The 13,851-nt window shown below is 67.7% G+C and carries 11 protein-coding genes; 4 read left to right on the forward strand and 7 right to left on the reverse strand.

The genetic code is table 11. From position 1 onward, the window contains the following. Positions 1–26 precede the first annotated feature (26 nt). Genes VAR608DRAFT_RS03605 through VAR608DRAFT_RS03615 form a run of 3 tightly spaced genes read right to left on the reverse strand, consistent with a single transcriptional unit; the run spans position 27 to position 5,806 of the window. Positions 27–1,550 carry an efflux transporter outer membrane subunit gene (locus tag VAR608DRAFT_RS03605; protein WP_231973192.1) on the reverse strand — a complete coding sequence of 508 codons (1,524 nt, stop codon included), beginning with the start codon at positions 1,548–1,550 and terminating at the stop codon, positions 27–29. Positions 1,551–1,557: 7 nt separating this feature from the next. Further along, positions 1,558–4,656, reverse strand: coding sequence for an efflux RND transporter permease subunit (locus tag VAR608DRAFT_RS03610; RefSeq protein WP_088952821.1), 3,099 nt, complete (start codon positions 4,654–4,656; stop codon positions 1,558–1,560). Then, a complete protein-coding gene (locus tag VAR608DRAFT_RS03615; protein ID WP_231973194.1) occupies positions 4,649–5,806 on the reverse strand; it encodes an efflux RND transporter periplasmic adaptor subunit in 1,158 nt (385 codons plus the stop codon). Before VAR608DRAFT_RS03615 ends, VAR608DRAFT_RS03610 begins: the two co-directional genes overlap by 8 nt. A 185-nt stretch (positions 5,807–5,991) precedes the next feature. Between VAR608DRAFT_RS03615 and VAR608DRAFT_RS03620 the strand changes: the two genes are divergently transcribed. Next, the gene (locus VAR608DRAFT_RS03620) at positions 5,992–6,672 is read left to right on the forward strand and encodes a response regulator transcription factor (RefSeq protein ID WP_088958578.1); all 681 of its coding nucleotides are present in this window, start codon (positions 5,992–5,994) and stop codon (positions 6,670–6,672) included. Next, a complete protein-coding gene (locus VAR608DRAFT_RS03625) occupies positions 6,665–8,074 on the forward strand; it encodes a HAMP domain-containing sensor histidine kinase (protein WP_088952823.1) in 1,410 nt (469 codons plus the stop codon). The genes VAR608DRAFT_RS03620 and VAR608DRAFT_RS03625 overlap by 8 nt, the downstream gene beginning before the upstream one ends. Positions 8,075–8,103: 29 nt before the next feature. On the opposite strand, the gene VAR608DRAFT_RS03630 is transcribed toward VAR608DRAFT_RS03625, so the two are convergent. The 4 genes from VAR608DRAFT_RS03630 to VAR608DRAFT_RS03645 all read right to left on the reverse strand — a co-directional run bounded on the left by VAR608DRAFT_RS03630 (position 8,104) and on the right by VAR608DRAFT_RS03645 (position 11,429). Further along, positions 8,104–9,327: a beta-ketoacyl-[acyl-carrier-protein] synthase family protein gene (locus VAR608DRAFT_RS03630; protein WP_088952824.1), complete on the reverse strand. Its 1,224-nt coding sequence runs from the start codon at positions 9,325–9,327 to the stop codon at positions 8,104–8,106. Continuing rightward, positions 9,324–9,584 carry an acyl carrier protein gene (locus tag VAR608DRAFT_RS03635; RefSeq protein ID WP_088952825.1) on the reverse strand — a complete coding sequence of 87 codons (261 nt, stop codon included), beginning with the start codon at positions 9,582–9,584 and terminating at the stop codon, positions 9,324–9,326. Before VAR608DRAFT_RS03635 ends, VAR608DRAFT_RS03630 begins: the two co-directional genes overlap by 4 nt. 38 nt (positions 9,585–9,622) lie before the next feature. Further along, positions 9,623–10,465: an alpha/beta hydrolase gene (locus VAR608DRAFT_RS03640; RefSeq protein WP_231973196.1), complete on the reverse strand. Its 843-nt coding sequence runs from the start codon at positions 10,463–10,465 to the stop codon at positions 9,623–9,625. A gap of 118 nt (positions 10,466–10,583) precedes the next feature. Continuing rightward, on the reverse strand, positions 10,584–11,429 hold the full coding sequence (locus VAR608DRAFT_RS03645; protein WP_088952826.1) for an undecaprenyl-diphosphate phosphatase: 846 nt from the start codon (positions 11,427–11,429) through the stop codon (positions 10,584–10,586). 362 nt (positions 11,430–11,791) lie between these two features. Between VAR608DRAFT_RS03645 and VAR608DRAFT_RS03650 the strand changes: the two genes are divergently transcribed. Next, positions 11,792–12,997 carry a DUF2252 domain-containing protein gene (locus tag VAR608DRAFT_RS03650; protein ID WP_088952827.1) on the forward strand — a complete coding sequence of 402 codons (1,206 nt, stop codon included), beginning with the start codon at positions 11,792–11,794 and terminating at the stop codon, positions 12,995–12,997. A gap of 60 nt (positions 12,998–13,057) precedes the next feature. Further along, a complete protein-coding gene (locus VAR608DRAFT_RS03655; protein WP_088952828.1) occupies positions 13,058–13,840 on the forward strand; it encodes a MipA/OmpV family protein in 783 nt (260 codons plus the stop codon). Positions 13,841–13,851 lie beyond the last annotated feature (11 nt).

A 13,851-nucleotide genomic window follows, 5' to 3' on the forward strand; every position in this document is an offset into this window, starting at 1 on the left:
GTGTCTGGAAAAAAATGCGCGGAGGATCAACGGGGCGCCGAGGCGTCGGCAAGCGCATCCTGCCGATTCCACCAGCCGCCCCCGAGTGCCGCAAAGAGCGCGGCCGTGTCGCTCAGGCGCGCGGCGCGCGCCTGGACAAGATTGAGAACGGCCTGTTGCCAGACCTGTTCCGCCTGGAGGACGGAAAGCGCGCTGGTATCGCCGAGCCGGAACTGCTCGCGAGCTCGCTTCAGGCTCCTCGACGCAGCGCTCTCGGCGTTGAGGGCCGCCTGCAGTGCGCGCGTGTCCACATTGACGGCATCCAGCGCGTTGGCCACGTCCTGGAATGCGCCCAGCACCGTCGCGCGGTACTGGGCCGCGCTCTGGTCGAAGGCCGCTCGCGCCGCCGCCTCGCGATGCTTCAAGGTTCCGCCGTCGAACACCGGCTGCGTCACGCTGGCGGCGAGGGTCCAGAAGACCGATGAAGAGGTGAACAGGTCGTGGAACGCGAAGGCCGAGCTCCCGTAGGCATTGACGCCGAGCAGCACGTTGGGAAGCCTCGCCGCCACGGCCGCCCCGATGGCGGCGCTTGCGGCGTGCATCTGTTCCTCGGCGGCGCGCACGTCAGGGCGGTGCTCGACCAATGTCGACGGCAGGGTGAGCGGAAGCTCGCCCGGCAGCTCGATCGCCTCGAGCTCGAAGTGCGTATCGACATCATCGGCAGGGTAGCGCCCGGCCAGCGTGAGAAGCAGGTTGCGCTCAACCGCGAGTTGCTTGTCGATCGGGGGCAGCGTCGCCTCGCTGGCCGCCAGCGCGGCCTTTTGCGCGTCCACGTCGGCCAGCGAGGCCTGGCCGAGCTGCTGCTGGCGGATGAACTTCTGCAGGATATCCTTCTGCATCGCGATGATGGCCAGCGTCGCGGCGCGCTGGCCGCGCAGCGACGCCTCGGTGATCGCGGCGACCACCACGTTCGAGCTCAGCGTCAGGTTGTTCGCCTCCAGCTGGAAGCGCTGCATCTCGGCCTCGGCCTTGGCACCTTCCACGGTGCGCCGCGTGCCGCCGAAGACGTCGGGCGCGTAGCTCACGGTCACCTGTGCGGTATGGAGGGTGTAGTACGTGGCGTTGCTGGATACCGGGCTTGCCAGCGTTTGCGCCACGCGTTGCCGGATCGGCGAGTACTGCAGCGCGACGCTCGGCCAGTAGGCGCCCCCGGCCGCGAGCGCGTTCTCGTTGGCGGCGCGCAGCGCGGCCTGCGCCGCCTCGACACCCGGGTTGTGCGCGAGGCTGTCCTTGACCCAGGCGTTCAGGGGCTCGGAGTGAAAGAGCTCCCACCACTGCTGCGGGATGTCTTTCGATTGCTGCAGTTGCTGCGGCTTCACTTCGGGCACGCCGGGTTCGGGCGGCGGACGCAGCGGCTCGATGGGCTGCGGCCTGGCCACGTAGCGCTCGGGCGTGCCGAGCTCGGGTCGCACGTAGTCCGGACCCACCGCGCATGCCGCGAACAACGCGGCCGAGGCGACTGCTGACAGGCGCCACAGGCCGGACAGCGATTGGAGGGGCATCTTCTTCATCGGCTTCTCAACGATCGCGGCGGCGCATGCGCACGCCCCAGCCCCTGCTTTCGAAGATGCGCTCCATCGAGAAGAAGAGCGTGGGCAGGATGAACAGGGTCAGCAGCGTGGAGACCAGCAGCCCGCCGACGACGACGGTGGCGAGCCCGCGCTGCACGTCGGTGCCGACGCCGGTGGCGAGCGCGGCCGGCAGCATGCCGATCGATGCCACGGTGGCCGTCATGAGCACGGGCCGCAGGCGCTCGGTGGCGCCTTCGAGGACCGATTCCCGAAGGTCGAGGCCTTCGCCGCGCACGCGCCGGAAGTTCGCGACCATGATGATGCCGTTCTGGATCGAGACGCCGAACAGCGCGATGAATCCGACCGCAGTGGCCACGTTCAGCGTCTCGCCGGCCAGGTGCACGGTGATGAGGCCGCCCAGCATCGCCATCGGGACCACGCCGAGGACCAGCGCCACCTGCCGGACCTTGCCGAACTGGAAGAACAGCAGCACGGACATGATCGCCACGACGATCACCAGCGACACTGCAAGACGCGCCTGCGCGCGCTGCTGGTTCTCGAACTGCCCGGCCCACTGGAACCGGAACTTCGTCTTGTCGAACCTGATTTCGTCACCGATGCGCTTCTGGACCTCGACGAGGTAGGAGGCCAGGTCGCGGTCGCGGTTGTCGATCCGCACGGTGATCTGGCGTTCATTCATCTCGTGGGAGATCGTGGTTTCCCCCGTCTGCAGCCTGATGCTCGCGACCTGGGACAAGGGGATCTTCGCTCCCCCGGCTGCGTTGAGCAACAGCGCACCGATCGCCTCGGGATTGCCCTTGGCCGCACGGGGAACCTTTGCCGTCACGTTGTAGGTGCGGTCGTTGACGTACACGGTGATCACGGGGGCGCCGCCGATGCCGGTCGACACGAGGTTGGCGACGTCGTTCGCGCTGACGCCGAAGCGCGCGGCAGCCTCCCGGTCCAGCGTGATCACCACCTGCGGGATCGGCGGTTCCTGGAACAGGGAGGCCGATGCCGTCCCTCTCACGGTGCCGAGCAGCTGGACGATTTCCTTGCCGATGCGCCGGCTCTCCTTCAGGTCGTCGCCATAGATGCGCAGCACCAGCGGACTGTGTGCGCCACCGACGGCGTCGTTGACGCCGTCGATGATCGGCTGGCTGATCCCGACGTCGAATCCGGGCATCTTCGCGAAGCGCGCGTTCAGGGTGCGCACGAAGGAGGCCTTGTCCACGCCCTCGGGCCACTCGCTGTACGGCTTCAGTCCGACAGGGACTTCAACATGCGAGGGCGTCCACGGATCGGTGCCGTCGTCGTTCCGGCCGAGCTGCGTCACCACGAACGAGACCTCGGGATACTCGAGCAGGACGTGCCGGAGTTCGCCTGCCATTTCGCTGCCCTTGTCGAGCGACACGCCTGGGGGCAGCTGGACCTGCAGCCAGAGGGCCCCTTCATCCATGTCCGGCAGGAACTCGCGCCCGGCCGTCGCACCCAGGATCAGGACCGCCGCCAGCGCCACTGCGCTCAGCAAGTAGGCGATCGCCGGCGTGTCCAGCAGATGCTGCAACACCCGGCGATAGCCGTTCGTGAGCCAGACGAGCGGCCTGTTCACGAAGATCTTGCGCGGCTCGCGCAACGCGACGTAGGCCAGGCTCGGGATGAGCGTGAGGGCGCACAGCAATGCACCCAGCAGCGCAACACCCACGGTGAAGGCCATCGGCTTGAACAGCTTGCCCTCGGCGCGTTCGAAGGCGAACAGGGGGAAGTACGCCGTGATGATGATCAGGGTCGCGAAGAAGATGGGGCCCGACACATGGCTGACCGTCTCGAGAAGGTTGCCTTCGGTCAGGACGGCCTCGGGCTCTTCCTCGCGGCGGCGCAGGGTCGCCTCCATGACGACGATGGCACCGTCGACGATGATGCCGAAGTCGATCGCGCCCAGCGAGAACAGGTTGGCCGGTATCTTCGTGAGGTACATGACGATGAACACCGTCACGAGCGACATCGGAATCGCCACCGCGGCCACCAGGGCGCTGCGCGGGCTGCCGAGGAACAGCACCAGCACGATGGTGACCAGCAGCATGCCCTCCAGGACGGTGTGCGAGACCTTCTCCACCGTGAGCTTGACCAGGTCGTCTCGGTCGATGTAGGGCACGATCCTCACGTCCTGCTTTGCGAGTCCGGCCTGCAGTTCGTCGATCTTGGTGTGGACGGCTTCGAGCACGCGCGAGGGGTTCTCGTACTTGAGCATGAGCACGATCCCGCTGACGGTGTCGGGGTTCGTGTCCTTGCCCAGGATCCCGCCTCGCTCCTGGTGCCCGAATTGCAGCCGGCCCAGGTCGCGCAACAGCACCGGCGATCCGCCGCTCTGCGTCACGACCACCGATGCGAGATCGTCCAGCGAATGCACGAGGCCGATGCCCCGGATGATGTAGCTCTGCTCGCCCCGCGCGATGCGCCCGCCCCCGCCATTGGCGCTGCTGTTGTTGATCGCGGTCACCACGTCGGCGAGCGTCAGTCCATGCGACTGCAGCTTGTTCGGATCCACCTCCAGCTGGAATTCCTTCGTCAAGCCGCCGAAGTTGGTGACGTCCGCCACGCCGGGGACCTGGCGCAGCGCCGTGATCACCTTCCAGCGCTGGATCTCCGACAGCTCCATCAGGTTCTTGGAGTCGGATTCGAGCGTGTAGCGGAAGATCTCGCCGGCCGGCCCGGTGAGCGGGCCGAGTCCGGGCGATGCGCCCGCCGGAAGGGTGACCGCAGCGATCCGTTCCGTCACGCGCTGGCGTGCGAAGTAGTCGTCCGTGCCGTCCTTGAACGTGAGCGTGATCAGCGACAGCCCGAAGGTGCTGCTCGAGCGGATCGACGCCAGTCCGGGCGTGTTGGCCAGCGCGCGTTCCAGCGGCGTGGTGATCTGCTGCTCGATCTCCTCGGAAGCCAGGCCGCCCGCCTGCGTGGTGACCTGGACGGTCACGTCGCCGAGGTCGGGGTAGGCCTCGACGGTCATCTGCGTCCATGCGTAGTAGCCGAAGATGACGAGCGCCACCGACATCGCCCAGACGAGGTGCCTGCGGCGAAAGAACTGCGTGATGATGAGATTAATCATTCAGCAGCACGCCGCCACGCACGACCACGCGTTCGCCCGCCTCGAGGCCGCTGCGCACGCGCACCAGGCCGCCGTCCTCGCTGCCCAGCTCGACCGCCCGGCGCACGAAGGTCCAGGGGTCGGCTTCGACGAAGACGCTGGTGCTGTCGTTGTTCATCACCACCGCGGAGGTCGGCACCTGCGGCTCGCGCGACTGCGGCACGGCGATCCTGGCGCTCGCATACATGTTGGGCTTGAGCAGGCCCTTCGGGTTGGAAAACGTGACGCGGGCCTTGACCCGCCGGGTGTCGGCGTCGAGCACCGATGCGACGAAGGCGATCTTTCCGCTCTGGACCTGTCCGGGCAGGGCGGCCAGCGTGACCGCGACGTCCTGGCCGTTGGCGATCGTGCCGACCAGGCCCTCGGGCACGTTCACCGTGACCCACACGTGATCCAGGTTGGCCACGGTCATCATGGTGGCCGTCGCGTCGTTCACGACCGCGCCGGGCGCGGTGGCCAGCGCCGTCACGGTGCCGCCGATGGGCGTCGTGACCGTCAGCAATGCCCGCCCGCCCGAGGTCCGCGAGACATTCGCCTCGCCGAGGCTGCGCAGGCGGATTTCGCTGCGACGCAGCTCGGCGGTCTGCTGGACCACCGCGCTCGTGGCCACTTCCACGTCCTTGGCGGCGTTCGAGCCTGCGTCGTTGACGCCGCGCGCGCGCTTCAGGGCACGCTCGGCCAGATCGAGCGCGTCGCGCGCCTTCTGCACATCGGAAACCGCCTGCGCATAGTCGGAGGAGCTGATGGTCGCGAGTTCCTGCCCGCGCCTGACGATGTCGCCGAGCCGGACATTCAATGCCAGGACCCGTCCGGTTGCAGGTGCAAGGATGTTGACGGTGCTGGCCGGGTCAGCCTCGACCACGGCGGGCAGGCTCACGCTGTGCGCGGAACTCGCCTCGTCCACCGGGGCCACCGCCAGGCGTTTGCGCAGCGGCGATTCTTCGGGCACGAAGAGGCGGTTGGCGGTCCGCACGAGCTCGGGGTGCGTTGGGGGTACGGGGGCGGGTGCCTCCGCGCGCAGGGCGCGCCATCCCAGGAAGGCGATGAGCGCGCAGGGCACGGCGATTGCGGCCCACCACATCGGACGGGACTTGGAAGAAGGCGATTTCACGGTTCTTGGTGACTCCATCACGGCCTCGTGGCCGCGACGCGTCACGGATGGCGCGGGTCCCGGAAGGCTGCGCGAGAGTAGCCGGGTGTGCCTGAAGAACGCCTCAAGAAGACCTGAATTCTTCTTCAGGAAAGCCCGCGCATCGTCCGACGATGCCGAACTGCGAGAAACTGCGTCCCGACCCCATGAGAATCCTGCTTGTCGACGACGACCGCAAGGCGGCCGCCCTGCTTTCCCGAGGCCTTGGTGAAGAGGGTTTCGTGATCGATCTCGCTTTCAACGCCGAGGAAGGCGACCAGCGGACCGCCGCCGTGGAGCACGACCTGATCGTGCTCGACTGGATGCTGCCCGACCGCGACGGCACCACCCTGTGCCGGGAGTTGCGCGCGCGCGGCGTGCAAACGCCGATCCTGATGCTCACGGCGCGCGACAGCCTGGCGGACCGGGTCGAGGGGCTGAACATCGGCGCGGACGACTACCTGGTCAAGCCGTTCGCGTTCGAGGAATTGTTGGCGCGGGTACGTGCGCTGCTGCGTCGCTCCGAACTCACCCGGCCGCCGGTGCTCAGCGTCGCGGACCTTCGCCTCGATCCCGTGGGCCAGCAGGTCACGCGGGACGGCGCCGGCCTGGACCTCACACGCAAGGAATACGCGATCCTCGAGATCCTGATGCGCAACGCCGGCGAAGTGGTCGGGCGATCGCGGCTTGCCGAGCAGGTGTGGAAGGCCGAGCTGATCGCGATCGACAACCTGATCGACGTCCACATCAGCAACCTGCGCCGCAAGGTGGATGCGCCGGGGCTGCCCCCTCTGATCCAGACCGTGCGCGGGCGCGGCTTCCGCCTGGAGGGCGGCGGCAGTGCTTAGCTTCCGCCGGCGGCTCGCGCTGGTGCATCTGGCGGTCATCGTGACGGTGCTCGGCATCGGCGCGCTCAGTGCGTATTGGGGCCTGTCGCGCGCAGTGCACGGACAACTCGACGCCGCCCTGCTCGCACTCGCCGACACCGAAGTCGCGATGCTCGCGGAGTCCACCTCCCAGCCGCCGCACGTGCACGAGGCGCCGCCTGGAACGGCCGCACCGTCTTTCGCGCGGCTGGACCGGCTGGTGCAGATCGTCGATGAGAACGGGGAGGTGCTCGCCCGCAGCGCGAATCTGGGCAGCGCGCGCCTGCCCACGTCTCCCGCGCTGCTGGAGCATCTTCGATCGGGCGAGACCGTGTTCGAGACCTTGCCGAATTTTGGCGAGGAGCCCGTGCGCATGGTGTCGGTTGCAGCGACGCCGGGCGCCGGGGGGCTGCGCGCAGTGCAGGTCGCGGGCTCGCTGGACGATGTCAACAACGTGGTCGAGGCGGCCGGCGCGCTGTTCCTCGCGCTGGGCGTGGCCCTGGCCCTTGCTGTGGGCTGGGCGGGGTCCCTGATGACCGGGCGCGTGTTTGCGGCCATCGGAAACGTCGTGCAGCAGGCCCGGCGCATCGAGAAGACGAGCCTCGACAGGCGCTTGCCCCATCCGGGAACGCGCGACGAGATCGGCCGGCTGGTGGACACGCTCAATGACATGCTGGAGCGCCTGCAGCACGCCTTCGACGCGCAGCATCATTTCACTGCCGATGCCTCCCACGAGTTGCGCTCTCCGCTGTCGCGGCTGCGCACGGAACTCGAGGTCGCACTGCGCAGGGCCCGCGAACCCGAGGACTATGTCAGGACACTGAACTCCTGCATGGAAGAGGTGGAACGACTGACATTGCTCGTCGAGGAACTGCTGCTCCTGGCGCGACTGGACACCGGGCAGGAGCACGTGTCGACCGAGTCGGTCACGCTCAACCAGTTGGCGGAAGCCGCGGTACGCCGCCTCGAATCGAGGGCGCGCGAGCGGCAAGTTGCCCTGGTGGTCGAGCCTTCGGCGCCGGTCGTTGCGCACATCGGTCGCGGCCCGGCCGACCTCGTGTTGGCCAACCTGCTGGACAACGCGCTGAAGTTCTCATCGCCCGGCGGGCGAGTGACCGTGCGGGTCGCCAAGGAAGGACAGGAGGCCTTGATGAGCGTCGCAGATGCCGGCCCGGGCCTGCGCGACGTCGAGATGTCCCGCCTGTTCGATCGATTCTTCCGCGGATCTGCGGCGCGCCGGGACGGGGCGCCCGGCGTCGGCCTGGGACTGGCTTTGTCTCAAGCCATGATGCACGCGCACGGCGGGCAGATCGAGGCCGCCAACCTGCCGAGCGGCGGCGCCCTCTTTACCGTGCGACTGCCGGCTGCGGGAACAGAACGGTAGGCCGATCCGCGATCCATCGCGCGATGCAGTCAGCCCCCGGCACGCCCTGCAACCAGCACGGCGTTGGTGCCGCCGAAAGCGAAGGAGTTCGACACGGCCCAGCGCAGGCCGGGCGCGTCGCGCGCCTCGCCGCGCACCACATCGATCGAGAAAGCCGGATCGAGCTGGCGCAGATTCGCGGTCGGCGGCAGCCGGCGGTGCACCAGCGCTCTCAAGGTCGCGACCAGTTCGAGCGCGCCGCCGCCGCCCAGCAGGTGGCCGTGGATCGCCTTGGTCGCGCTGACCGGCGTATCGTCGCCGAACACATCGTGGATCGACGTCGCTTCGGCCGCGTCGCCCGCCGCGGTCGCCGTGCCGTGCGCGTTGATGTGTCCGATGTCGGCAGGTGAGAGCCCGGCGTCCGCCAGGGCGGCGCGCATCGCGCGCGCCTGACCGGACGGGTCAGGATTGGTCATGTGCGTGCTGTCGCTGTTGGTCGCGTAGCCGGCCAGCACGAGCTCGATTCCGGCACCACGCGCCCTCGCATGGGCTTCCGATTCGATCACGAGTGCTGCAGCGCCCTCCCCCATCGCGAAGCCGTTCCGGTCGGCCGAGAACGGTCGGCAGGCGCTGGCAGGATCGTCGGCCGGTGGCGTCGCCAGGACGCGCATGGCGTACCAGCCGGCGAGTGTTCCCGGCGTGAGCATGGACTCGTGGCCGCCGACGATGGCGACGTCGATCCAGCCGGCGCGGATGGCGCGCATCGCCTCGCCGATGGCGACCGCGGACGACGCGCACGCGCAGGCATAGGTGAGCGACGCCCCGCGCGCGCGAAAACGCAGGCCGAGCTCTGCTGCCGCGGCATTCGGCATGGCGCTCAGCACCGCAGTGGGACGAACCCTGCGATGCTCGAGGTAGAGCGCCTTGGCGGTGTCGTCGTAGGTGGCGATGCCGGCCATGCCGCTGCCCCAGTAGATGCCGAGGCGCTCGTCCGCGGGCGGCGTCTCGGCCAGCCCCGCCTGCGCGTAGGCGTCGCGCGCGGCTGCGAGCGCCATTGCCGTCCCACGGTCGAGCGGCAGGCGCGAGACACTGCGCTCCGAATCGTCGAACTCGCAGGGCGCGAGAGGCAAGGCCATCGGCTCGAGCCCCTCCATCTCGAGGGTGCGCGCGACAACGGCGGAGCGGCCGCAGAACAGGGCCTCGTCGAACGTCGACAGCGTGTGGCCCAGCGGCGAAACCAATCCCACGCCGCTGACGCAGACGAGCGAGTTCAAGTCGTCATCGCCTGGGGCGGCGCCTGCTCGATGACCTCGCACATCCGCTGCAGCGTGATGCCGGCTTCGCGCGGATCCAGCTTGTCTTCGGGAATGCGCAGATGGAAAGCGTCCTCGACGGCGAACACGAACTCCATCAAGGCCAGCGAATCGAGGCCGAGCTCGACCAGTGGCCGATCGGGCCGGATGTCGGCGCGTGCGACCTGGAAGTCGTCCTCCAGGATCTTGGAGATGGTTTCGAAGGTAGGGGAACTCATGGGGAATCTCCGGACGGCGGGCCTTCGCCTCGACGTCTTCAAGAAATGCGGTGCGAGACCGCGGCGGCAAACTCGAGCGTTTCGCGCAGCACCTGCTGGCGATCGTTGTCGATGGTGATCATGTGGTAGCTGTTGTCCACCACCACCGTCTGCAGCGCACAGCGGCGCAGCCCCTGTCGCAGCAGATCCAGGTTGGCGACGCTGGCCACCTCGTCCTCCTTCGCATGAATGGCAAGCACCCTGGGGCAGCTGACCTGGCTCAGCCCCCTGCGCACGTGGCGAATCAGGCGGTCGTGCTCGCGCAGGTGCGAGATGCCGATGACTGCGGCACCCGCGCGCGAGACCTTGCGATGACGCAGTTCGCGCTCGATCCAGTTGCGCACTCGCTCGTTCTTGACGCCATAAGGTGCGCGTTCACGGTAGCGCCACAAGCGGCCGAGCGGCGTGTACAGGGCCAACGGCAGGAGCCTGTGCCGGCGCGGGATGGCCCAGCCGTCGAAGCGCAGCGTGGTCGACATCAGCACGAGTGCGTCGATGCGCGCGCCGCAGCGCATCGCAGTGGCGAGGGCCAGTGCCGCGCCGGCCGAGATGCCGACGAGCATGACACGGTCGTGCCCGGTGCGCAGATCGTCGACGCAGCGCTCGACCGCATCGATCCAACGATGCCAGGACGTCGCGTGCCGCGAAGGCATCGAGGCCTCGAAAGAGTAGCCCTCGACGAGCGGTGAATGCACGGAATAGCCCGCGCCGCGCAGCCCGACGGAAATGGACAACAGCTCATCGGGCGTGCTGCACAGGCCATGCAGCAACACCACGGCGGTCCGATTGGCAACGCAAGGATCGACGCGAAGGGCCTCGACAGTGGACAGACGCGCGGTCACCGAAAGACTCTCAAAAGGACTGAAGGTGCGCCGCACCCCTCACCTGAATACGACAGATCATTCCGGCAATCTACGTCTTTGGTCTGAACATGGAATGAATCCGTCCATTCGTCCGGGATCATCCCAGCACCAGGACCAACAGCGATGCCGCCAGGCAGTAGAAGCCGAAGAGATACCAGCGATCGGTTTCGAGCCAGTCTGAGAGCCACCTGAGAGCCACCAATCCGGCCGCGAAGCTCAGCGACATCCCGAGCAGGCTTGGCAGCACGAGCGTCCAGGCATCCCCCGTGTGAATTGCGCTCGCGGCGGCGGGCGTCTTGAACAGGCGATAGGCTTCCTTGGCGACGACGACCGGCGTCAGCACCACCGCAAGCGCGAAGCTGAACTGTTCCGCGAACCGGCGTCCGACACCGAGCGAGAGGCCCGCGGAGATGGTCGCACCCGAGCGCGAGAGGCCTCGAAACGGAAGGCACAGGCCCTGGACCGCACCGATCAGCAACGCGCTGAGTCCTGTGACTTCGCCGCCCTTTGCCTTCGCGCTGCGTGACGAGTACAGGATCAACAGCCCGGCAGTCGCCAGCCCCGCGGCGATGATCTTCGTGTTCCCGAACAGCTCCTCGATCTCGAAGTCCGGCCGGTTCTTCGCGACGAGCGCCTTGATCAAGTGGAGCAGCGCGAGCCCGACGACGCCGGTTGCGCCGGTCGCCACCACGACGTTCAGGCCGTTGCGCCGGAACGCCTCGGGAGAGGCGAAATAGGTCCTCCCCCAGGACCGCCAGAAGTAGGCGATGACGGCGAACATCGTGCCCGTGTGCAGCATCACGAGCAGCATGGTCATTTCGGGAGCGCTCGGGTTCAGCCCGAGCAGCTTCTCCGTCATGATTACGTGCGCAGAGCTCGACACCGGGAGCAGCTCGCCGAAGCCTTGCACCAGCGCGAGGATCAGGACGTGTAGGGTGTTCATGCAAAGGGTTCCCTCCGATCCGCCACGGCCAGGTGGCGATCGGCAAAAGACACGGCGTTCAGCGTGCGCTCATGGCGCAACGCTGCCTGTATCAGTGATACAGGATCGCATTGATGGAATGCATCCCTGCCACGATCGCCACGGCGAGCGCCGCGGAGGCCGCGTGCTGAAGGATCAATCCTGCGGATGGTGTGCGTGCGTTCTTGATCAACTTCAAACGTCTTGCTCTCTGGGAAATGCGCGGCATGACCGCACTGTGCAACATGTAAGCTGAGTGTGGCCTGACGGGTTGCGCACAGCCTCCCGGCATTTCGCGTATCGTCTGCGCGAAAGCGATGGATGCCTCGCAGCACAGGAGGTGCGTGATGGATGTCGTGCGTGAGATCAGATCCTTCAATCAAGGCCGCGACCCGGACCGCCTGACGCTCAAGTACCGCAACATGCGTGCAAGTCCGTTCGTGTTTCTTCGCGGGACCTGCCATCTCTTCTATGACCGCCTCGCCGGAATCGGCGCGCCGCGTTCGGCGCCGCTGACATGGGTTTGCGGCGACCTGCACCTCGAGAACTTCGGCAGCTACAAGGGCGACAACCGGCTCGTCTATTTCGACATCAACGATTTCGACGAGGCCGCCCTGGCCCCAGCGAGCTGGGACCTGATCCGGTTTCTGACGAGTCTTTGGGTGGGCGCCGAGAGCCTCTCCGTGGAATCCCGCGAAGCGCGCAGGCTCTGCGAGGTCTTCATCGAAAGCTATGCGACGGCGCTTGGCGCCGGCAAGGCCTATTGGGTGGAACGCGACACCGCGCAGGGCTTGGTTCGCGTGCTGCTCGATGGCTTGCGGGAACGGCAGCGATCCCAGTTTCTCGCCAGCCGCACCGACTTGAAGGGACGTCGACGCGTGCTGCGAACGGATGGCAAGAAGGCGCTGCCCGCCTCCGACCAGCAGCGGGCGATGGCCCTGCAGGTGATCCAGGAATTCGCCGCGGCGCAGGCGAACCCGAAGTTCTACGAGGTCCTGGACGTGGCGCGGCGCATCGCCGGCACCGGCAGCCTGGGCGTCGACCGCTACGCGATTCTGGTCACGGGCAAGGGATCGCCCGACGGCAACTACGTGCTGGATCTCAAGCAGGCCTTGCCGTCTTCGCTGGTGCCGCATCTGAAGGTCGCGCAACCCAAGTGGAGGTCGGAGGCCCATCGCGTCGTGGCACTCCAGCGCCGCGTGCAGGCGGTTTCCATGGCCTTCCTGCAGCCCGTGGTCGTGGGCCGGGTGCCGTACGTCCTGCGCGCCCTGCAGCCGGCCGAGGACCGCGTGGCCTTGGGCGGCAAGTCGGCGCAGAGCGCGAGCGATCTCGAAGGCGTGATCACCGAAATGGCCAAGCTGCTGGCCTGGGCGCAGCTGCGAAGCGCCGGACGCGAAGGCTCGGACATCGCCGATGCACTGATCGACTTCGGCCAGCGCAGCAAGTGGAGGGCGCGCGTGCTCGATGCGTCGATCGAATGCGCCGGCCAGGTGCGGCGGGACTGGTCGACCTACGCCGCCGCGTATGACGACGGGGCCTATTCGTCCTGACCGGACGGGGGGTGGTCCGCCGCGGACCGCGGACGCGACGGCCTGAAGCACAATTGGCGAATGCGCCGTTACCTCATCGCCCTCGCCATCGCCCTCCCGACCTTGAACGCCCACGCGCTGGGCGGCTTGATCCTCATCGGCGCGCCGCCCAAGGAGGGCTATACGCTCGCGGTGGGACCGGCGCTGGCCGGCTATCCGGAAGCGCCCGGATCGGGTCGCACCAAGGTCCTTCCACTCGTGGGCGTCGACTTCGCGTCCTCGACGGGCGGCTTCATCTCGACGGAGATCGGCGCCGGCTGGAATTTCTCGAAGCGCGAAGACCTGCAGTTCGGCGCGCGGCTTTGGCCCGTGTTCGGTCGCAACGACGACCGCTCGCGCGCCCGCGGGCTGGACGATGTCGGGAACCGTCTCGGGCTCGGCCTCTTTCTCAACTACGAGCCCTGGGAGTTCCTGGTGCTGCAGTCGAGCCTGCTCACCGGTTCGGGCTCCGATCGGAACGGCACGCAGTTCGAGGCGGGTGCAACCGTCGGCGCCCCGCTCGGAGATTCAACGCAGCTCGGGCTGACGCTGGGGACGACCTGGTCCAATGGGGCGTACCTGCGCAGCTACTTCGGCGTGACGCCGGCGGAATCGGCGGTGGGCGCTCTGCCGGTCTTCGCCCCGGGTGCGGGCTGGAGCGACGTGAACGTGTCGCTCAATGCAGATGTGCGCATCGCCCCGCGCTGGAAACTGACCGGCCAGTGGCTGGTGGCGCGCTTGATCGGCGACGCCGGTCACAGCCCGGTGACCTCGTCGCGCACCCAGAACACATTCCTGATGACGCTGTGGTATCAGCTCAAGTGACCAGGGCCTGG

It is taken from the genome of Variovorax sp. HW608 (genome assembly GCF_900090195.1).
Taxonomy (GTDB): Bacteria; Pseudomonadota; Gammaproteobacteria; order Burkholderiales; family Burkholderiaceae_C; genus Variovorax.

Coding starts and splice junctions, on each gene's coding strand:
- VAR608DRAFT_RS03645 (WP_088952826.1), bottom strand. CDS start 11,429: ATGAACACCCTACACGTCCTGATCCTCGCGCTGGTGCAAGGCTTCGGC.
- VAR608DRAFT_RS03605 (WP_231973192.1), bottom strand. CDS start 1,550: ATGAAGAAGATGCCCCTCCAATCGCTGTCCGGCCTGTGGCGCCTGTCA.
- VAR608DRAFT_RS03655 (WP_088952828.1), top strand. CDS start 13,058: ATGCGCCGTTACCTCATCGCCCTCGCCATCGCCCTCCCGACCTTGAAC.
- VAR608DRAFT_RS03620 (WP_088958578.1), top strand. CDS start 5,992: ATGAGAATCCTGCTTGTCGACGACGACCGCAAGGCGGCCGCCCTGCTT.
- VAR608DRAFT_RS03635 (WP_088952825.1), bottom strand. CDS start 9,584: ATGAGTTCCCCTACCTTCGAAACCATCTCCAAGATCCTGGAGGACGAC.
- VAR608DRAFT_RS03610 (WP_088952821.1), bottom strand. CDS start 4,656: ATGATTAATCTCATCATCACGCAGTTCTTTCGCCGCAGGCACCTCGTC.